Below are 20534 nucleotides of genomic sequence, written 5' to 3' on the forward strand. Positions count from 1 at the left end.
TGGATTGTCTCCAATCCAAAGCGGAACGATATTTCCACCCAGAGCAAGACCGCTCCCCGCCTTTGGAGGACGACAATGTCTGGACTGCACCACGTCACCGCGATCGCCGGCGATCCCATCCGCAATTTCGGCTTTTACACCCGGGATCTCGGCCTGCGCTTCGTCAAGAAGACGGTCAATTTCGACGATCCTGGCACCTATCACTTCTATTATGGCGACGAGACCGGCCGCCCCGGCACCATCCTGACCTTCTTCCCCTGGGCCGGCGTTCCGGCCGGGCGCCGCGGCGTCGGCGAGACCCATCAGACCGCCTTCCGCGTGCCGCAGCTCTCGCTCGGCTACTGGACCCAGCGTTTCATCGAGAAGGGCATTGCCTATGAGGCGCTCGAAAAGCGCTTTGGCGAGTCCGTGCTGCCGTTCACCGACCCTGACGGCATGGCGCTCGCCCTCGTCGGCATCCCCGGCGCCGAGAACGAGCCCGGCTGGAGCAATGGCGACGTCCCGGCCGAGCACGCGATCCGCGGCTTCCACGGCGTGACCCTGCTGCTCGACAGCGCGGCGAAGACGGCTGCCGTCCTCACCGACGTGTTCGGCTTCAAGGAGACTGGGCGCGAAGGCTCGGTGATCCGCTTCAAGGCGCCGGGCGATGCCGAAGGCAGCGTCGTCGACATCTACGAGGCCAAGGGTTTTCTGCGCGGGCATCAGGGCGGCGGCTCGGTGCATCACATCGCCTTCCGCGCGGCCGACGATGCCGAGCAGGGCAAGATGGCGGAGAAGCTCGTGAGCAATCACGGCCTGCATCCGACCGAGCAGAGGGACCGCAACTACTTCCGCTCGATCTACTTCCGCGAGCCCGGCGGCGTGCTGTTCGAGATCGCGACCGATATCCCCGGCTTTGCCGTCGACGAGCCCGTCGCGACGCTGGGACGTGACCTGAAGCTGCCGGCTTTCCTGGAGCAGCATCGCAAGCAGATCGAGGGCGTGCTGCCGAGCCTGGAGGAGAGCGTATCGTGACCGAGTTCATCCATCGTTTCGAGCCCGCGACCACCGCGGGCTCCCCTCCACTGCTGTTGCTGCACGGCACCGGCGGTGACGAGAACGACCTGCTCGGGCTCGGCAAGATGATCTCGCCCGGCTCCGCTCTGCTCTCGCCGCGCGGCCGCGTGCTCGAGCACGGCATGCCGCGCTTCTTCCGGCGTCTGGCCGAAGGCGTGTTCGACGAGGACGACGTGCGGCGACGCGCGATCGAGCTCGGCGACTTCATTGCGGATGCACGGAAGCAATACGGCATCGCCGCGCCGGTCGCGGTCGGCTTCTCCAACGGCGCCAACATCGCAGCCGCGCTGTTGCTGCTGCAGCCGGAGGCGCTGGCGGGCGCGATCCTGCTGCGCGCCATGGTGCCGCTGTCGGATCCGCCCAAGGTCGAGCTCGACGGCAAGCCGGTGCTGCTGCTGTCGGGGCAAGGCGACCCGATCGTGCCGGCCAGCAATTCGGGACAACTTGCAGCGCTGCTGCTGGAGGCGGGAGCGCGTGTCGACCACAGGGTGCTGCCCGCAGGCCATCAATTGTCGCAGGCCGACGTGACGCTGGCCCGCAACTGGATCGGCAGTGTCGAGGCGAAAGCGGCATAACTCAGAAGCGGCGCATCGTTGCGAAACGGTGCGCCGCTTCCGTCACTCGAACCAGCCGCGTCGCTTGAACCAGATCAGCGGCAGCAAGGCGCTGGCGATGACCGCGAGCCAGGCCAGCGGATAACCAAACGTCCAGTCGAGCTCGGGCATGCGCTTGAAGTTCATGCCCCAGATGCCGACCAGGATGGTCGGCGGCACGCCGACGACCGAGACGATCGTCAGGATCTTGAACAGCTCGTTTTGCTGGATGTTGATGAAGCCGAGCACCGCATCGAGCAGAAGCTGAATCTTGTCGGTCAATCGCGTCTCGTAATCGCTGAGCGAGGCGACGTCCTTCGAGACGGCCTGAAGGCGCTTCTTCGATGCAGCCGTGATCCAGTCGCTCCCGACATCGTGGGCGAACGAGGCGACGCGGCCGACCCCGAGCAGGACGTCCCGCACCTTGGCGAGACGATCGGCGAGATCGCCGATGTTCTCCAGCGCTTCCCGCATCCTGCGGCTGGAGCGCACCGGCCGCTTGGTCCGGACGAGCCCGCCCTTGAAGACACCATGCGATAGTTTGTCGACCTTGGCGCCGAGATGCTCCAGAACATCTGCGCCGCGGTCGATCATGGCTTCCAGCAGGCTGGTGAACACGCACATGCCGTTCTCCAGGCTGTCGTCGGAGCCGATGCGCTTGCCGACGTCGTCGAAGGTCGGCAGTTGCGCGAAACGCACCGTCACCAGCACGTGCGGGCCGATGAGAAACCCCACCGGCGTGATCTCGGCCTCGTTGTCCTCGTTGTGCCGGACCGCAGGCGAGCTGAGATAGAGCGTGCCGTGGTCGAAGATCAGGCGGCTCGACGCCTCGATCTCGCTGAGCGACTCCTCCGATGGAATGCGTATCTTCAGCAAGCGTTCGACGAACTGCTTCTCCTCCGCGGTTGCATTCAAAAGATCAGCCCAGATGATCTCCGAGGGCATTTCCGTGTGGATGCTTTGCCAGTCGTCGGACGGCCACCTGTATAGTTTGAGCAATGAGCGAACTCCGCAAACCCTCGCGCCGGATCGCACGGCAAGCGACCATCCTGCGGGCTAACGCATCAGGGTTTCAATCGTTCAAGGTGGGGAGATCAACAGAGGCGGCGCTCAGGGGCAGCCTGCTTCGATGATGCCATCATGCCAGTGTTTTGCCCGACGGGTCAACCGGCACCGAGGATTTTGCGCATGGCATCGAGCGGATCGCGCAAGCCATTGAAATGACTACCCCCGGCTACTGTGCATGGGGTTGTTTTCAGATTTTTTGTCGGGCGACCCTTCCTTCTCCCCTTGTGGGAGAAGGTGGCACAGGCGGCCAGCGGCCGCCGTTCTTAAGAACGCCGAAGCGCAGCTTCGGCTATGGCGCCGGATGAGGGGTTCTCTCCGCGGGTAAAGCTGTTGAGATTGAGAGAGAAGCATCCGCGGAGACAGACCCCTCACCCAAGTGAGTTCGCGTCTACCGGCGTCGATGCCCTCTCCCGCAAGGGGAGAGGGCGCAGTCACGGGCCGCAGTCCCTACTCCCAGGACCAGGTCGAAAAGTCGTTCTCGAACTGCGGGACTTCCTTCCAGACGCCCTTGAGCTTCTTGTTGATGACGGTCGGCCATTGCGGCTGGAACAGGTAGGCGGAGACGGCGTCGGTCGCCAGCATGCGCTGGGCGTCGCCGAGCAGTTTTGCGCGCGCAGCTTCGTCCGGCGTCGAGACGATCTGCTTGTAGAGCGCGTTGAACGCCTCGTTGTTGTAGCCGAGATAGTAGTCCGGCTCGGTGATCTTGACGAGGTCGAACGGCTCGACATGGCTGACGATGGTGAGGTCGAAATTATGCGGGCTGTTCGGCGCGAACACCTGCGACAGCCACTGCGCCCATTCGACGTTCTCGATCTTGGCGATGATGCCGACCTTGGCGAGCTGGGCCGCGACGATCTCACCGCCCTGGCGCGCATAGGGTGGCGGCGGCAGCTTCAGCGACAATTCCAGCGGCGTGGTGACGCCGGCTTCAGTGAGCAGCTTCTTGGCCTTCTCAGGGTCGTAGGGATTGATGCCGGTGGTGTCGACATAGCCGAGCGATCCCGGCGTGTAGAAGCTGCCGATCGGCGTGCCGAAACCTTCGACCGCACCGTCGATCAACGCCTTGCGGTCGATCGCAGCGAGGATGGCGCGGCGAACGCGGACGTCATCGAGCGGCTTCTTCCGCTCGTTGATCGCGACGATGGTTTTCGCCTTGGAGCCGCCGATCAGGACCGTGAAGCGCGGGTCGCTTTTGAACTGGGCCACGACGCGGGTGGCGATGCGCGGAAATGCGTCGACGTCGCCCGAGAGCAGTGCCGCCGCCTGCGCTGCGGGATCGGAGATGAACCGGATCGTCACCTTCGAGAGCTTGACCGCGGAGGCGTTGCGGTAGTCGGCCCATTTGTTCAGCGTGATCGAGGAGCCTTTGGCCCACGCCCCCAATTGATAGGGTCCAGTGCCGACCGGCTGCGTGACATTGATGGGGGCGCTCTTCGGCTCGACGATCGAGCCGCTCGCCTGCCCGAGCAGGAACGGCAAGTTCGGCTCGCCATATTTCAGGGTGATCACCACCGTGTCGGCGTCGGGCGCATCGACCTTCTCGAACGCCTGGAACAGGCTCTTGTCCTTGTTGGTGCTAGCAGGCGCCGCGTTGCGCTCGAACGAGAATTTTACCGCGGCGGAATCGAACGCCTCGCCGTTGTGGAATTTGACGCCCTTGCGCAGCTTGAACGTGTAGGTCTTCAGATCAGGCGATGCGGTCCAGCTCTCCGCCAGCAAGGGGGCGACGGAGCCGTCCTCGTTGATCTTGGTCAGGGTCTCATAGATGTTGTAGAGCGTGACCTCGGCGATCGCTGCCGCGGCCGCGTTGGTTGGATCGAGCCCGGGCGGCTCCAGCGTCATCGCCATGACGACGCTGTCCTTCTTGCTCTGCGCCAGCACCGGCAGCGGCGCCGCGGCGAACGCTGCAGCAATAGCGACGATCGATAGCTTCCTGAACATCTCGTAACTCCCCGGCCTGCTTTCTTTGAGCCTACGCCAATCCTGCGGCGGACACTAACCTTGCATGGCCGCCTGCGGCAACGCCATCACCGCCTCCGCCTTGTGGCAGGCGGCAAGGTGCCCCTCGCCCACCTTGCGTAGCAAGGGCGGAACCTCGCGGCAATGCTGGTCGGCGAGCGGACAGCGCGCCACATATGGGCATCCGCTGGTTGCCGCCGATTGCGAGGCGATCGCCTGTGCCCCGCGCCGCCGCCGGCCGCCCCCGGCACGCGCCCGGGGCACGGCATCCAGCAGCGCCCGCGTATAGGGATGGGCACAGCGCTCGAACAGATCCTCGGGACGTCCCTGCTCGACGATCCGGCCGAGATACATCACCGCGACCTCGTCGCAGAGATAATCGACGACGGCGAGGTCGTGGCTGATCAGGATGTAGCTGAGGCCGAACTGCTCCTGCAGGTCCTGCATCAGGTTGAGCACCTGCGCCTGCACGGAGACGTCGAGCGCGGAGACCGGCTCGTCCGCGACGATCAGTTTTGGTTGCGTGATCAGCGCACGCGCGATCGCGATGCGCTGGCGCTGGCCGCCGGAGAATTCGTGAGGATACTTGTCCATGTCGGCATCGCGCAAGCCGACCTGCCGAAGCACCGTCGAAACGCGTGCGCGGAAGGTGGCGCGGTCGGCGCCTTCCAGCACGGTGAGCGGCTCGGCGACGATGCGGGCGATGGTCTGGCGCGGATCGAGCGAGCCGTACGGATCCTGGAACACCATCTGGAAATCGCGGCGCGCGCGGCGCAGCTCATCGGCCGGGATGCGGTTGAGATCGCGGCCGAGCAGCGTGACCGCTCCCGATGTCGGCCGCTCCAAGGCCATCACGACGCGCGCGAAGGTGGACTTGCCGGAGCCGGACTCGCCGACGATGCCGAGGCTCTTGCCGGCCGCGACCGTCACGCTGACGCCGTTGAGCGCGCGCACCTCGCCCGGCGGGCGGAACAGGCTTTCCCGCGGCAGCATGTAGCGCTGCTCGAGATCCCGGACGTCGAGAAGCGGCGCGGTGCTCATGCGGACAGTGCTCCGACATTCGCAGCCATCGAGATGTCGGTCCGGATGCAACGAACGCCATGCCCGGGTCCGACATCCACCATCGGCGGCAGCGCAGCGCGGCAGGCATCGATCACGAGCGGGCATCGATCGGCGAAGGTGCACCCCGCAGGCAGATCGGCAAGCTCCGGCACGGTACCCGAGATCGTCGTCAGCCGTGTCCCTTTGCGCGCGCCGAGTTTGGGGCGGGCGCGGAACAGGCCCTGCGTGTAGGGATGTCCCATGCGGCGGAACACCTCGTTGGTCGGGCCGCTCTCGACCACGGTGCCGCCATACATCACCATCATGCGCTGCACGTTCTCGGCGATGACGCCGAGATCGTGCGAGATCAGGATCATCGACATGCCGCGCTCCTCGACGAGATCGGCGATGAGGTCGAGGATCTGGCCCTGGATGGTGACGTCGAGTGCGGTTGTGGGCTCGTCCGCGATCAAGAGATCAGGCTCGCAGGCAAGTGCCATGGCGATGGTGACGCGCTGGCGCTGGCCGCCGGAGAACTGGTGCGGATAGGCATCGACGCGCCTCGCCGGATCGGGCAGCCCGACGCGGTCGAGCAAGGCGATCGCCTCCTTGCGCGCCTGTGCCGCCGAATATTTCTTGTGACGCCGCAGCGGCTCGGCAATCTGATGGCCGATCGTGTGCATCGGATTGAGCGCGGTCATCGGCTCCTGAAAAATCATGCTGATGCGGTTGCCGCGCAGGCGGCAATACTCCGCATCCGATAGTCCCGCGAGCTCGCCGCCGTCCAGCTTGATGCTGCCGGTGACCACGGCACTGTCCGGCAACAACCCCATCAGCGACAGCGCGGTGACCGACTTGCCGCAGCCGGATTCGCCGACGAGCCCCAGCGTCTCGCCGCGCTTGAGCGCAAAGCTGACGCCGCGCACGGCCTGTGCCGGGCCGCGGCTGGTGTTGAGGCGGACGCCGAGATTGGCGACCTCGATCAGCGGCATGTTTGCGCCCTCGCCCATCGTCACCGCTCCCGCGCCAGTCTGGGATCGAGCAGATCGCGCAAGCCATCGCCGAGCAGATTGAGGCCGAGCACGGCGATCGCGATCGCCGCACCCGGATAGACCGCGAGCATCGGCGACTGGAACAGCAGCGTCTGCGCGTCGTTCAGCATGCGGCCCCAGGACGGTTGCGGCGGCTGCGTGCCGAGACCGAGATAGGAGAGCGCAGCCTCGGCAAGAATGGCGAGCGCGAACTGGATGGTCACCTGCACGATCAGGATCGACAGGATATTTGGCAGCACGTGCTCGATGGTGATGCGGAATTTACCCTTCCCCGAGGCGCGCGCGGCCAGCACGAACTCGCGCGCCCAGATCGCGTTGGCCGAGCCGCGCGTCAACCGCGTCAGCGTCGGGATCTGGAAGATGCCGATCGCCACGATCGAGGTCACCATGCCCGGCCCCACGACCGCGGCGAGCATGATCGCCGACAGCACGGCCGGGAAGGCGAAGGTGAAGTCGGAGAAGCGCATGATGATCTCTTCGGTCCAGCCGCGCTTGGCCGAGGCGATCAGGCCGAGGCAGACGCCGAAGGTGAGACCGATGCTCACGGCGATGATGCCGACCAGGATGGTCGAGCGCGCGCCGGCGAGCAGCAGCGAGACGATGTCGCGGCCGAAGGAATCGGTGCCGAGCCAGTGCGCCGCCGAGGGCGGCCGCAGTTTCGAGGCGATGTCGATCTCGTACGGAGACCATGGTGTCCACACCAGCGACAGCAGCGCGGAGGCCAGCACCAGCAGGCTGAGCGCACCACCCAGCACAAAGCTGCGATGGCGCAGTGCACGGCCCCAGAAGCTCTTGGCCGGCAGTCGGTGCGGCGGCGCGTCAATGGTCAGGGGCGCGCTCACAGGTCGTGGACCTTGATCCGGGGATCGATGAAGGCATAGAGCACGTCGACCACGAAATTCACGACGACGACCATGGCCGCGAGCAGCATCACGCAATTGCGCACCACGATCAGGTCGCGGTTGGCGATCGACTGGAAGATCAGCCGGCCGAGGCCCGGCAGATAGAACACGTTCTCGATCACGATGGTGCCGGCGAGCAGATTGGCGAATTGCAGGCCCATCACCGTCATCACGGGGATCATGGCGTTGCGCAGCACGTGGCGCCACAGCACCTCGCGCTTGCCGAGCCCTTTTGCGCGCGCCGTCCGCACGAAATCCTCACGCAGCACTTCGAGCACGGCCGAGCGCGTCACCCGCGCTAGGATCGCGGCCTGCACCACCGCCAGCGAGATGGCCGGCAGCAGCAGCGACTTGATCCCCGGCCAGATGCCGTCCTCCCAGCCGGCAAAGCCGCCGGCCGAAAGCCATTGCAGCCGCACCGAGAACAACAACACCAGCAGGATCGCGAACCAGAAATTCGGCAGCGCGATGCCCACTTGCGTCAGCGACATCACGCCGACGTCGCCGAGCTTGTTGTGGTTGGCGGCAGTGTAGATGCCGGCCGACAGCGCCAGCGTCACCGTGATCAGCATCGACATGATCGCGAGCGGGATGGTCAGCACCAGCCGCTCCGCGATCAGGCTCGCGACCGGCGTGCCGTAGACGTAGCTGTTGCCGAGATCGCCGACGAAGGGACCCTTGATCCATTGCAGATAGCGGACCGCCAGTGGCTGGTCGAGCCCGAGCTTGACGGTGAGCGCGCGCACTGCGTCGGCCGAGGCGTCGGCGCCCATCAGCATCTGCGCGGCATTGCCCGGCAGCGCGTCCAGCACCAGGAAAATGATCACGGATGCGCCGACCAGCGTCGCCAACAAGGTCAGGACACGTCGAAGGACAAATACGCTCATGCGCGTTCAGGTTCGGGGCTCATCCGGGGCACGATCAACATGTCCGGGCGGCCAACGCAAGTCCTTTGCGGCATGGTCCTCACCTCAGCCGGGCCGGCGGGACAGAAGGTCGGTTGAAGCCTCGAACAGCGCGCTGACGCGCAGCAATTCTGCGTCAGTGCGGAAGCGGCCGACGAGCTGGAGCCCGATCGGCAGGCCGTCACGACCGAAGCCGCAGGGCAGACTGATCGCGGGGTGTCCGGTCATGTTGAACGGCATGGTCCAGGGGAACCAGTGCGGGCGGACGCTGTCGAAGAGCTTGCCGTCGATCTCGATGGTGCCGAACAGGTCCTGCTCGATCGGCAGCGCGGTGCGCGTCAGCGTCGGCATCGCCAGAAGATGCCCACGCGCAAGCAGCGATTGCACGCGGCGGAACAGCGCGGTGCGCGCGAACATTGCCTCCTGATAGTCGACGCCGCTGACATGGGTCGCGAGCGCGACCTGCTTGACGAAGGCCTCGCTCAGCGCGTCGCCATGTTCGGCCACGAGCTTGGCGAAGCGCGTGCGCCAGACCGTGTGGTTGATCGCGCGCCAGATCGGCTCGACGTCAAATCCCTCGCCGGAGAATTCCTCGAGCTCGGCGCCAAGGCCCGCCAGCCGATCGAGGCTCGCCTTGAAGCTGGCCGCGACATCGGCGGACACCGGGCGGCCCGGCGGCGTCAGGCAGTACAGGATTTTTTGCCCGCGCAGGTCGCCGCGCGGCGCGGCCGTACCGACGAAATCGGGCACGGGCACGCCGATCGACCAGGGATCGCAGGCATCCTCGCCCGCCATCGCCTGCATCATCAGCGCGGTGTCGGCGACGGAGCGCGTCGTCGGCGTGACATAGGTCTGGTTGCCGAAGGCGTCGAGCGCCTGGCTGTGCGCGATCACGCCGTTGCTTTGCTTCAGGCCTACCACGCCGTTACAGGCAGCGGGAATCCGCGTCGAACCGCCGCCGTCGGTCGCGATCGCGAGCGGCGCGATGCCGCTCGCCACCGCCACCGCCGCGCCGCCGCTGGAGCCGCCGGAGGAACGCCGCGCGTCCCACGCATTGCGGGTGCGGCCGAACAGCGGCGAGTCGGTCAGGCACTTGCTGCCGAATTCCGGCGTCGTGGTCTTGCCGATCAGGATCGCGCCCTCACTGCGCAGCTTTGCGACCGCGGCGGCATCTTCCGTAGGCACATTGTCCTTGTAGGGAACGGCGCCGAAGGTGGTCTTCACGCCGCGCGTGTTGACGATGTCCTTGACGGTGACGGGGAGCCCGTGGAGCAGGCCGAGCGGCTCGCCGGCCATTACCTTGCGCTCGGCCTCGCGCGCCGCCGCCATCGCCTCGTCGCCGCACAGCGTGATGAAGCAGTTCAGCTCCGGCTGAAGCGCCTCGGCGCGCGCGAGCGCGGCGCTGACGACCTCGACCGGCGAAATCTTCCTGGCGGCGATGAGGCCGCGCAGCTCGGTTGCGGACAGGAGACAGGGATCGCCGTTCATCGTCACATCACGCTCCGAAAGCCCGCCACCGTTGGCGGGCATTGACAGCGAGAATGACAGTTTTGTTAACTCGACGTCCAATACGTTTTTTGACATCAACCCATACGTTTTCGGTATGCCAATGGATCTCCGCCGGCTTCGCTATTTCGTCGCGGTCGCCGAGGCGCGCAGCGTCGGCAAGGCCGCCGAGCGGCTGCGGATGGCGCAGCCGCCGCTCTCGGTGCAGATCCGCAAGCTCGAGGCCGAGGTCGGCGCCCCGCTGTTCCGCCGGGGCACGCACGGCATGGACCTGACCGAGGCCGGCCAGGCGCTGCTGGCGCGCGCCGGGGAAGCGCTGGCGCTGGCGGCCGACGGCATCGAAGCCGCGCGCGCGGTCGCCTCGGGCCGGCGCGGGCGGCTGTCGGTTGGCTACATGTTCGTGCTGGCCAATGCGATGCTGCCGCGGCTCATTCCCGAGCTGCGCCGCTCGATTCCCGGCGTCGACCTCGAGTTTGCCGAGCTCAGCGCCTCGACCCGCGAGGCACGGCTGCTCGACCGCAGCGTCACGGTCGCGCTGTGCATGCCCGCCATCAACCATCCCGAGATTCAGGTGGCGCGGATAGGCGCGCAGCCCTTCATGCTGGTCATGCCGACCACCTCGCCGCTCGCCCGCCTGAGCTCCGTGCCGATGGCGAGGTTGCAGGGCCGTCCGCTGATCGCGCTCCCGCATCCCGACCATGGCCCCGCCTCCTCGGCCGTCGTGGCCTTGCTGCGCCGGCACCAGGTGGTGATGCCGATCGCGAGCCGGGTGGAGACGGTGCATTCGGCGATGAGCCTCGTCCTCGCCGGCGAAGGTTTTGCGATCCTGCCGGCCTGCGCGCAGCTCGGCGCACCACGCGGCATCGTGTTCCGGCCGCTGCGGGATGCGACCGATTCCATCGACATTGCGGTGTGCTGGCGGCGCGACTCGCACAGTCCGCTGATCCGCACCTTTCTCAAATGTGCCGAAAAGGCCGTAGCGCGGCTGTGACGCGAGTTAGACGCTCCACGTCACCTCATGGCTCCGGGGCGGATCGGCGCCCGGACGGGTGCAAGTCAGCCCAGCGCAGTTGGCGGCGAAGGACAACGCGCGGCGAAGCTCGTCGGCACCGATGTCCTTCAGCCTGTCGCGGGCGATGCGGCCCTGCTTGTGCAGGGCAAACAGCAGCGCCGCCTGAAAACTGTCACCGGCGCCGATGGTGTCGGCGACCTCGACCTTGGGCGCTGCGACCTCGATCTGCCCTGCGCCCGCGTGCCAGGCGACCGCGCCATCCTTGCCGCGGGTGAGGACGACGAGACGCGTCCCCTGCCCGAGCAGCATCTCCGCGCGCTGCTGATAAGGCTCCTCGCCGAACAGATAGGCGAAGTCGACATCCGACATCTTGATGAGATCGGCGCTGGCAGCGAACGCCATCATGCGCGCGACATAGGCCGGCTTGTCCTTGACGAGATTGGGCCGGCAGTTCGGATCGAAGGAGATGGTCGACGAGGCCTGCGCATCAGCGATCAACGCTTCGGTCTCGGCCGCGCCCTTGTCGTTGACCAGCGTCGTCGAGCCGACATGGACAGCCTCGATGTCCGCGAAGGGAACTGTGCCGCGCCGGTAGCTCCAGTTCCGCGTCGCGGTCCCGACATCGTAAAAGGCGTAATGCGATTCGCCCGCGACGATGCGGACGAAGGCGAGCGTGGTCTGGTGATCGCTGCGGGTGGCGAGGCCAAGCTCGACATGCGAAGCCGCGGCATGATCCGCGATCATCTGCCCGAAGAGATCTTTCGAGACGCCGCCGACAAAGCCGGTCGGCGCGCCCAGCCGCGCCATTCCGATCGCGACGTTGAGACAGGAGCCGCCGACGGCCGGCATCACCGCTTCGCGCCCGGCGGCGTTACGCGTCGGCACGAAATCGATCAGCGCATCGCCGCAAGAAATCAACATCAGTTTCAACCTTTGGCGATCTCGCGCATCGCGGCGCGGCTGCCGCGATCGACCTCGCGCAGCAGCTTGTAGACCTTGCGCTTGCGGGCGTGGAAGGCGGCCATGTCGGGCGTCGTCGGCTCGCTCTTGCCTCCGAGCGCCGACATCTTTGCCATGGTCTCGCCGATCGAGGCATAGGCGCCGCCCGCGACCGCGCCTAACATAGCAGCGCCCAGCAGCACCGGCTCTTTGGTTTGCGGCAGCGCGACCGTAAGACCGGTCGTATCGGCCATGATCTGCCGCACCAGAGGGCTGCGGCTGGCGCCGCCGCCCATGATCATCAGACTGGAATGAACGCCGTGCGCGGCAAAAGCCTCGATCACCTCGGCGAGGCCATAGGCGAGCCCGCACAGGCCGGCGATGAACAGCCGCTCCATCGAACCGATATCGGTGTCGAGATCGAGGCCGGCGATCACCGCGCGGGTGTCAGGGTCGGCGTAGGGCGAGCGATTGCCGATGAATTCTGGGAGGACGTGAACGTCGCGGGCGAGCAGCGCGGCGCGGCTGGCACTGCCGGCACGCGCGATGATGCGGCGCTCGAGGAAGTCGATGAGGTCGAGACCCTCGCCGTGCGCCGCCGCGCTCGCCTCGGCGTGACCGGGATGCGATTTGAGCAGATGGTCGATCGCAGCGCCCGCGGCCGACTGGCCACCCTCGTTGAGCCAGAAGTCCGGCACCATGCCGGAATAATAAGGGCCCCACACGCCCGGCACGAAGCACGGCTGCTTCGTCGTCGCCATGATGCAGGCCGACGTTCCCATGATATAGGCGAGGCGATCGGTGACATCCGTCGTTCCGCCCGAGCCGTCGCGGCCGCCGATCGCGCCGATACCGCCGGCATGGGCGTCGATCAGGGACGCGCCGACCGGCGTGCCCGGCGACAGGCCGAGATCAGCCGCAGCGGCCGGGGTGAGCCCTTCGCCGAGGCGGGTGCCGGGCGCGACGATCTCGGTGCCGATGCGGGCGTATTTTTCGTTGACGAAATCCGCAAGCCCAATGCGCTTGAAGAACGACGCGCTCCAGCCGCCGCCGTCATGGGCAAGATAGTTCCACTTGCAGGTGACGGTACACGTGGAGCGCTGGAGCGAGCCGGTGGCGTGCCAGGTCAGATAATCCGCCAGATCGAAGAAGTGGCCGGCGCCATCAAAACTCGCGCGCAAATGCCGCTTCAGCCAGAGCAGCTTCGGCATCTCCATCTCGGGCGAGATCGAGCCGCCGACATAGCGCAGCACGGCGTCCTCGGTCTCGTTGATCAGCCGTGCCTCGGCGATGGCGCGATGGTCCATCCAGACGATGACGTTGCGCTGCGCCTCACCGGAGGCGCTGACCGTGAGCGGCTCGCCCTGCTTATCGAGGACCACCAGGGAACAGGTGGCGTCAAAGCCCATGCCGCCGACGCTGTCGGGCGCGACGGCGGCTTCCGCCATCGCCGCCCGCACCGATTTGACGCAGGCCTCCCAGATGTCCCGGGACGATTGCTCGACGATATCGCCGGCCTCGTGCCAGATCCGGATCGGATGCCGCGCGGTCGCAAGCAGCGTGCCGGCCTCGTCGAACACCCCTGCCCGCGTGCTCGTGGTTCCCACGTCGACGCCGATATACGCTCGCGGCATGGTCGCTCCCGGTCGCTTTCCGTCGGTTTTGACGGTGAGCCTACCAGCAAGTGTAGCCGCCATCCACCAGCACGATGCTGCCGGTCATCAGGCTCGCGGCCTCCGAGGAGAGGAACAGCACGACGGAGGCAATCTCCTCGACCTGCCCCATCCGCGCCATCGGGGTTCCACCGATCCAGGCGTCGTACATTTTGGGGTTACTCTTCACGAAGGCATTGAGCGGCGTCTCGATATAGGTTGGCGCCACCGCGTTGACGCGGATGCCGCGCGCGCCCCATTCGGCGGCGAGCGACTTTGTCAGGTGATGCACGCCGGCCTTGGAAGCGTTGTAAAAGCACTGCTCCTGCGGCTTGTTGACGATGAAGCCGGACATCGATCCGACATTGACGATGGCGCCGCTTTTCGCCTTCAGCATGTGCTTGCCGAACTCGCGGCAGCACCAGAAGGTGCCGTTGAGATTGACGTCGATGACGTTGAGCCAGTGCTCGTCGGTGACGGTCTCGGCCGGCGTCTCGCTGCGCGCGATCCCGGCATTGTTGACGAGGATGTCGACCTTGCCGTGACGGGCGACGATATCGTTCGCGACCTCCGCCACCCGTTTGGTGTCGGTGACGTCCATGATCGCGGTCTCGACGTCGAAACCCTTGGCCTTCAGGGCCGCTTTCGCGTCATCCGCGACCTTGCTGTCGCGGTCGCCGATGATCACCTTGGCACCGGCCTCGGCCAGTGCTTCGGCGCAGCCGAGGCCGATGCCCTGCCCTCCGCCGGTGATGAACGCGGTCTTGCCGTTCAGCTTGAATTTTTCCAGGTACATGGTGGTCTTCCGTTTCTTGTTAGCCGCGAAGTGCGTTCCCGCTCTGGTCGAAGCGATGGATGCGCGCGGGGTCCGGCACCAGCGACACGCGGTCGCCGGCATGCAGACTTAGTTCGCCGATGTAGCGTGCCGTCAGCATGCCGAGCGGGCCCGCGTCGACATACAGGAAGGTGTCGCTGCCGAGATGTTCGGCGACCGAGATCGTTCCCGGCCAGCCGCCTCCGCCATCGCGCTCGATCTTCAGATGCTCCGGCCGCACGCCGATCGTTGCCGCCCCCTTCTGCAATGCAGGCTCACCGGTGACGAAGTTCATCTTGGGCGAGCCGATGAAGCCGGCGACGAAGAGATTGGCAGGCCGTTCGTAGAGCTCCAGCGGCGAGCCGTATTGCTCGATCTTGCCGGCGTTGAGCACGACGATCTTGTCGGCCATGGTCATCGCCTCGACCTGATCGTGGGTGACGTAGATGGCGGTGGTGCCGAGCTGCTTCTGGAGCCGCGTCACCTCGATGCGCATCTGCACGCGCAGCGCGGCGTCGAGATTGGAAAGCGGCTCGTCGAACAGAAATCCCTTGGGTTCGCGGACGATGGCACGGCCAATCGCAACGCGCTGGCGCTGGCCGCCGGAAAGCTCGCGCGGCTTGCGGTCGAGATAGGGCGTGAGGTTCAGGGTCGCGGCCGCCGCCTCGACCTTGCGGTTGATCTCATCCTTGGGCAATCCCGCCATCTTCAGGCCGAAGCCGATATTGCCGCGCACGCTCATATGCGGATAGAGCGCGTAGGACTGGAACACCATCGACAGCCCACGCTTGGCCGGCGGCGTGTCGACGACGTTCTTGCCGTCAATCAGGATGGCGCCGCCGGTGACGTCTTCGAGCCCGGCGATGAGCCGCAGCAGCGTGGTCTTGCCGCAGCCGGAGGGACCGACAAAGACGACGAAGGAGCCGTCGGCGATGTCGAGATCGGCGCCCTTGATGATGTGCACGGGGCCGAAGGATTTCTGCACGCCCTGAAGTGTGATCTGACCCATCGCAGCCCCCTTACTTCACCGCGCCGAAGGTGAGCCCGCGCACGAGCTGCTTCTGGCTGAACCAACCGAGGACGAGAATGGGCGCGATCGCCAGCGTCGAAGCCGCCGACAGCTTTGCCCAGAACAGCCCTTCCGGGCTCGAATAGGAGGCGATGAATGTCGTGAGCGGCGCGGCATTCGAGGTCGACAGATTGAGCGTCCAGAACGCCTCGTTCCAGGCGAGGATCAGGTTGAGCAGCAGCGTCGAGGCGAGCCCCGGAATCGCCATCGGCGTCAGCACGTAGACCAGCTCGCGGCCAATCGTGGCGCCGTCCATGCGCGCGGCTTCGAGGATGTCGCGCGGGATCTCCTTGAAATAGGTGAACAGCATCCAGATCACGATCGGCAAGTTTCCGAGGCACAGGATGAAGACGAGGCCGATGCGGGAATCGAGCAGGCCGAAATTCTTGAAGATCAGGTAGATCGGTACGAGCACGCCGACCGGCGGCATCATCTTGGTCGAGAGCATCCAGAGCAGGGTGTCCTTGGTGCGCTTGGTCGGCGAGAACGCCATCGACCAGGCCGCGGGAATGGCGATCAACAGCGCGATCAAGGTCGAGCCGCCGGCGATGATGATCGAGTTCATCGCGTGGTGGAAATAGTCGCTGCGCTCCTGCACCGTTGCATAGTTCTCCGTGGTCCAGTGGAAGAACAGGAAGGACGGCGGAATGGCAAAAGCCTCGAGCTCGGTCTTGAAGCTTGTCAGCACCATCCACAGGATCGGGAAGAAGATCAGGAAGCCGAAGAACCACGCCCCGATCGTCGAGACCACCACCCGCTGCGTCGTCGCCATCCGTGCCATGTCAGGCCTCCAAATTGCGGCCGACGATGCGGACCAGGAAGAAAGCGACGATGTTGGCGATCACGACAGCAACGAGGCCGCCCGCCGAGGCGCTGCCGACGTCGAACTGGATCAGCGCCTGCGAATAGATCAGGAAGGCGATGTTGGTGGTCTGCAGGCCCGGCCCGCCGCCGGTGGTGACGTAGATCTCGGCGAACACCGTGAGCAGGAAGATCGTCTCGATCAGGATCACCACGGTGATGGGCCGCGCCAGATGCGGCAGCGTGATGTAGATGAAGGTCGAGACCGCGCTGGCGCCATCCATCTCGGCGGCTTCCTTCTGCTCCTCGTCGAGCGATTGCAACGCGGTCAGCAGGATCAGCGTCGCGAACGGCAGCCATTGCCACGCCACGATCAGGATCACCGAGAACAGCGGCACGTCGTTGAACCAGTCGATCGGCGTCAAATGGACCAGCGAGGCGAGCCAGGCGAACAGCCCGGAGACCGGGTGCATCAAGAGGTTCTTCCAGACCAGCGCGCTCACCGTCGGCATCACGAAGAACGGCGCGATCACCATCAGCCGCACGAAGTTGCGCCCCACCACGGGCTGGTCGAGCAGCAGCGCGAGCGGAATGCCGAGCAGGATCGTCAGCGCCAGTACCGAGCCGACCAGCACCAGGGTGTTCCGGAGCGAGGCGAGGAAGGCGGGATCGGTGAGGAAGTAGCGGAAGTTTTCAAGCCCGACGAACGATTCCGAACCGGGATCGAGCAGACTGTAGTGCAGGGTCGAGAAATAGATCGTCAGCGCGAGCGGAACGATCATCCAGATGAACAGCAGCCCGACGGCCGGGGTCAGGAGCGACCGCGCAAGGAATTGCGTCTGCCGGGTTGCCATTCCTGAGGTCTCCTCTGGGGGAAGAAGGCGGCCATCCAACCGGGGCTGGGCTGGTGGATGGCCGCTAGTTTGAGCTCAGGAGGAAGAGCTCAGGTTCACTTGATGTAGCCGGCGCGCTTCATCTCGCGCTCGGTGGAGGACTGTGCGGCGGAGAGCGCCGCATCGACGCTGGTCGAGCCCGCGAGCGCGGCGGAGAACTGCTGGCCGACCTGCGTGCCGATGCCCTGGAATTCGGGGATCGCGGCGTATTGCACGCCGACATAAGGCACCGGCTTCACCGTCGGCTTGTTCGGATCGGCCGCGTCGATGGAGGCCAGTGTCAGCTTGGCGAAGGGCGCGACCTTCAGATACTCATCGTTCTGGTAGAGCGAGGTGCGCGTGCCCGGCGGCACGTTGGCCCAGCCCTCCTTCGATGCGACGAGCTTGGTGTAGTCCTTGCTGGTCGCCCAGGCGATGAACTTCTCGGCGGCTTCGGTTTTCTTCGAACCGGCGGGGATCGCGAGATTCCAGGCCCACAGCCAGTTGGCGTTCTTGCCGAGCCCGGTGTTGGGCGCGAGCGCGAAGCCGACCTGGTCGGCGACCCTGGAATCCTTGGGGTTGGTGACGAAGGACGCCGCGACCGTCGCGTCGATCCACATCGCGCACTTGCCGGCGTTGAACAGCGCGAGATTCTCGTTGAAGCCGTTCGAGCTCGCGCCGGGGGGGGCCGGCCTCCTTCATCAGATTGACGTAGGTCGTGAGCGTCGTCTTCCATTCAGGCGTATTGAACTGTGGCTCCCACTTCTCGTCGAACCAGCGCGCGCCGTAGGAATTGGCCATCGCCGAGAGGAACGCCATGTTCTCGCCCCAGCCGGCCTTGCCGCGCAGGCAGATGCCATAGACGCCGGCGCTCTTGTCGGTGAGCTTCTTGGCGGCGTCGATGACGAAGTCCCAAGTCGGCTTTTCCGGCATCTTCAGACCGGCCTTCTCGAACAGGTCGGTGCGGTACATCACCATCGAGCTCTCGCCGTAGAACGGCGCGGCGTAGAGCTTGCCGTCGACGGAGACGGCATCCTTGATCCTGGGCAGGAGGTCGGCGACGTCGTAATCCGCGCCGAGATTGGCGAGCGGCACCAGCCAGCCCTTCTTGGCCCAGATCGGCACCTCATAGGTGCCGATGGTCAGCACGTCGAACTGGCCGCCCTTGGTTGCGATGTCGGTGGTGACCCGCTGGCGCAGCACGTTCTCCTCCAGCGTCACCCATTTGACCGAGATGTCCGGGTTCTTCTTGGTGAACTCACCGGTCAACCCCTGCATGCGGATCATGTCGCCGTTGTTCACGGTGGCGATCGTCAGGGTGGTTTCGGCCATCGCGGGGACGGCCAGCAGGACAGACGCGCCGCAGACGGCGCCGAGGAATCGTTTCACGGTGACCTCCCTAAGCTCGCGCTTTTGAGCATATGCTCACGCGTTGGGCGTATGTTCAACCCAGGGGCGGCGGTTGTCAAGCAGGGGTGCGTGTGTTCGCGCAACTTATGAGTGCTGCGGTGCGGGAGTGGAGGGAGGTGATTTTCACATGAGGTCGTCATGCCCGGGCTTGTCCCGGGCATCCACGTTCTTAGTGCGGTAGGAAAGGCGTGGATGGCCGGGTCAAGCCCGGCCATGACGATGTGGAAACAGAGGAGCGCCCTACCGCTCCAGGATCGCCCTTGCGGTCGCCTCGTCCGTGATCAGGCCGTTGATCAGCCGCCCGTCCAGCGCTGCCGCGATCGCCGGCACCTTGGCGGCCCCGACGGCGGCGCCGATGGTCGTGGTCTTGGTCGGCACTTCCGGCGGAATGCTGGTGAGGCGCTTGTTGGTGCCGGCCTTGAGCAGGCGGCCCTTGGCATCATAGGCCCAGCCGGTGATCTCGCCGATGGCACCTAACCGCATCATCTCGAACAATTCGTCGCGGGTGACGAAGCCGTCGATGTGGACCTGCGCCTTCTGGTCCATCTGGCCGATGCCGACGAGGCGCAAGTCGGCCTTGGCCGCGACCGCCTTCACCTTCGCGATCGGCTCGATCCGCACCATCTTGTTGCGCTCGTCCTCGGACGACATCAGGAACGGCAGCGGCATCGGATAATGCCGCGCGCCGGTACGGTCGGCGAGCCGGCCGACGGTGTCGTAGAAGCTCGCCGAGCCGTCGGCGGAGATGTTGCCGACCAGCGAGACGATCTGGTGATTGGGCCGGTCGATGGGTGTGACGCGCTCGACCGCGGCGCGCACCGCCCTCCCCGTGCCGAGCGCGACGATCACCGGCGTCTCCGAGCGCAGCGTGGAGTCCAGCAGATTGGCGCAGCGCTCGGCGATGCCGGCGGTGGCCTGCGGCGCCGCGGGATCGGCCGGCACCACCTCGCAATGGACGAGATCGAATCGCTCCTTCAGCCGTGCGGCCAATTCCATGCAGGCCGCGATGGGATGTTCGAGCCGGAAGGTGATGAGACGTTCAGCGAGGCACAGCGAGACCAGCCGCTGCGCCGAGGCGCGCGAGACCTGGAGCATTTTTGCGATCTCGTCCTGGGTGTGGCCGGCAATGAAATAGAGCCAGCCGGCTCGCGCCGCATCGTCCAGCCTCGACTTGTCGTTCTCGCCAGCCAAGGCGTCACGCCTCCTTCCAAAAGTCGCTCATCTGCGCGAAGACCCGATCGGCTCCGGCGTCGGATAGTATAGCGCGGCCGTCCCGCTCCAGATAATGGCTGCCGCCGACAAATCCCCAGACTGTCATGCCGGCCGCCTTGCCTGCCTGCACGCCGCTGACGCTGTCCTCAATCACCAACGTGCGCGCAGGATCCGCGCCCATCTTGTCGGCCGCGTAGAGAAAGAGATCAGGCGCCGGCTTGCCACGTTCGACCATTTGCGCGGTGTAGATCTGGTTGCCGAAATACGGCGCGAGGTCCGTCACCTTCAGCGACAGTGCGACGCGATCGAGATCACTCGAGGAGGCCACGCAATGCGGCACGCGCAGTTCGGACAGGACGGTATCGACGTCCTGAACCGGACGGAGCGCCTTCGCGAAGGCGGTCAGCACGCGCGCCTTCAGTCGCAGCGGAAAGTCGACCGGCACCATCTGGCCGAGCTCGCGGTAATGCTGGGTGACGGCGCTGGTGCTTCGCCCGAGAAACAGCTCGAGCGCCTGCGCGAGCGTCAGCGATATCCCCGATACGGACAGCTCGTCGGACAGGCACTGACAGCTCAACAGCTCGCTGTCGACGAGCACGCCGTCGCAGTCGAAGATGATCAGATCGGGCTTCGGCCGGATGTGGTCCATCCGGCCATTCGATCATATACCC

At 65.7% G+C, this 20534-nt stretch carries 18 protein-coding genes and 1 pseudogene; 3 read left to right on the top strand and 16 right to left on the bottom strand.

Annotated features, from left to right (window positions below; translation table 11 throughout):
• Positions 1-75 precede the first annotated feature (75 nt).
• Together QA642_RS32785 and QA642_RS32790 are read left to right on the top strand one after the other, a co-directional pair.
• Positions 76-1014 (top strand): ring-cleaving dioxygenase, encoded by a 939-nt coding sequence (locus QA642_RS32785; RefSeq protein WP_283080576.1) that lies wholly within the window; start codon positions 76-78, stop codon positions 1012-1014.
• Entirely contained in the window at positions 1011-1631 is a 621-nt protein-coding gene (locus tag QA642_RS32790) for an alpha/beta hydrolase (protein ID WP_283080577.1), read from the top strand. Before QA642_RS32785 ends, QA642_RS32790 begins: the two co-directional genes overlap by 4 nt.
• A gap of 42 nt (positions 1632-1673) precedes the next feature.
• Here the strand turns inward: QA642_RS32790 and QA642_RS32795 are convergent, their stop codons facing one another.
• The 7 genes from QA642_RS32795 to QA642_RS32825 form a co-directional block, all read right to left on the bottom strand.
• Positions 1674-2648 carry a magnesium transporter CorA family protein gene (locus QA642_RS32795; protein ID WP_283080578.1) on the bottom strand — a complete coding sequence of 325 codons (975 nt, stop codon included), beginning with the start codon at positions 2646-2648 and terminating at the stop codon, positions 1674-1676.
• Between the two features lie 516 nt (positions 2649-3164).
• On the bottom strand, positions 3165-4658 hold the full coding sequence (locus QA642_RS32800) for an ABC transporter substrate-binding protein (RefSeq protein ID WP_283080579.1): 1494 nt from the start codon (positions 4656-4658) through the stop codon (positions 3165-3167).
• Positions 4659-4712: 54 nt separating this feature from the next.
• A complete protein-coding gene (locus tag QA642_RS32805; RefSeq protein ID WP_283080580.1) occupies positions 4713-5717 on the bottom strand; it encodes an oligopeptide/dipeptide ABC transporter ATP-binding protein in 1005 nt (334 codons plus the stop codon).
• Entirely contained in the window at positions 5714-6727 is a 1014-nt protein-coding gene (locus tag QA642_RS32810) for an ABC transporter ATP-binding protein (protein ID WP_283080581.1), read from the bottom strand. Before QA642_RS32810 ends, QA642_RS32805 begins: the two co-directional genes overlap by 4 nt.
• Before the next feature lie 2 nt (positions 6728-6729).
• Entirely contained in the window at positions 6730-7611 is an 882-nt protein-coding gene (locus QA642_RS32815) for an ABC transporter permease (RefSeq protein ID WP_283080582.1), read from the bottom strand.
• A complete protein-coding gene (locus QA642_RS32820) occupies positions 7608-8558 on the bottom strand; it encodes an ABC transporter permease (RefSeq protein WP_283080583.1) in 951 nt (316 codons plus the stop codon). The genes QA642_RS32815 and QA642_RS32820 overlap by 4 nt, the downstream gene beginning before the upstream one ends.
• A gap of 84 nt (positions 8559-8642) precedes the next feature.
• Entirely contained in the window at positions 8643-10064 is a 1422-nt protein-coding gene (locus QA642_RS32825; protein WP_283087024.1) for an amidase, read from the bottom strand.
• A 121-nt stretch (positions 10065-10185) separates the two neighbouring features.
• Between QA642_RS32825 and QA642_RS32830 the strand changes: the two genes are divergently transcribed.
• Positions 10186-11073, top strand: coding sequence for a LysR substrate-binding domain-containing protein (locus QA642_RS32830; RefSeq protein WP_283080584.1), 888 nt, complete (start codon positions 10186-10188; stop codon positions 11071-11073).
• Positions 11074-11079: 6 nt separating this feature from the next.
• On the opposite strand, the gene QA642_RS32835 is transcribed toward QA642_RS32830, so the two are convergent.
• The 9 genes and pseudogenes from QA642_RS32835 to QA642_RS32875 form a co-directional block, all read right to left on the bottom strand.
• Positions 11080-12015, bottom strand: coding sequence for a carbohydrate kinase (locus tag QA642_RS32835; RefSeq protein WP_283080585.1), 936 nt, complete (start codon positions 12013-12015; stop codon positions 11080-11082).
• Between the two features lie 5 nt (positions 12016-12020).
• Positions 12021-13667, bottom strand: coding sequence for an FGGY-family carbohydrate kinase (locus tag QA642_RS32840; protein WP_283080586.1), 1647 nt, complete (start codon positions 13665-13667; stop codon positions 12021-12023).
• A gap of 40 nt (positions 13668-13707) precedes the next feature.
• Positions 13708-14481 carry an SDR family oxidoreductase gene (locus QA642_RS32845; RefSeq protein WP_283080587.1) on the bottom strand — a complete coding sequence of 258 codons (774 nt, stop codon included), beginning with the start codon at positions 14479-14481 and terminating at the stop codon, positions 13708-13710.
• 19 nt (positions 14482-14500) lie between these two features.
• The gene (locus QA642_RS32850) at positions 14501-15508 is read right to left on the bottom strand and encodes an ABC transporter ATP-binding protein (RefSeq protein WP_283080588.1); all 1008 of its coding nucleotides are present in this window, start codon (positions 15506-15508) and stop codon (positions 14501-14503) included.
• Positions 15509-15518: 10 nt separating this feature from the next.
• Positions 15519-16349: a carbohydrate ABC transporter permease gene (locus QA642_RS32855; protein ID WP_283080589.1), complete on the bottom strand. Its 831-nt coding sequence runs from the start codon at positions 16347-16349 to the stop codon at positions 15519-15521.
• 1 nt (position 16350) lies between these two features.
• Complete coding sequence (locus QA642_RS32860) at positions 16351-17223, bottom strand: sugar ABC transporter permease (RefSeq protein ID WP_283080590.1); 873 nt, start codon at positions 17221-17223, stop codon at positions 16351-16353.
• Between the two features lie 95 nt (positions 17224-17318).
• A pseudogene (locus tag QA642_RS32865) lies at positions 17319-18573 on the bottom strand (sugar ABC transporter substrate-binding protein).
• A gap of 318 nt (positions 18574-18891) precedes the next feature.
• A complete protein-coding gene (locus QA642_RS32870) occupies positions 18892-19842 on the bottom strand; it encodes a sugar-binding domain-containing protein (protein ID WP_283080591.1) in 951 nt (316 codons plus the stop codon).
• Positions 19843-19846: 4 nt separating this feature from the next.
• Positions 19847-20512 carry an HAD family hydrolase gene (locus QA642_RS32875; protein ID WP_283080592.1) on the bottom strand — a complete coding sequence of 222 codons (666 nt, stop codon included), beginning with the start codon at positions 20510-20512 and terminating at the stop codon, positions 19847-19849.
• Positions 20513-20534 lie beyond the last annotated feature (22 nt).

It is taken from the genome of Bradyrhizobium sp. CB2312, from assembly GCF_029714425.1.
Taxonomy (GTDB): Bacteria; Pseudomonadota; Alphaproteobacteria; order Rhizobiales; family Xanthobacteraceae; genus Bradyrhizobium.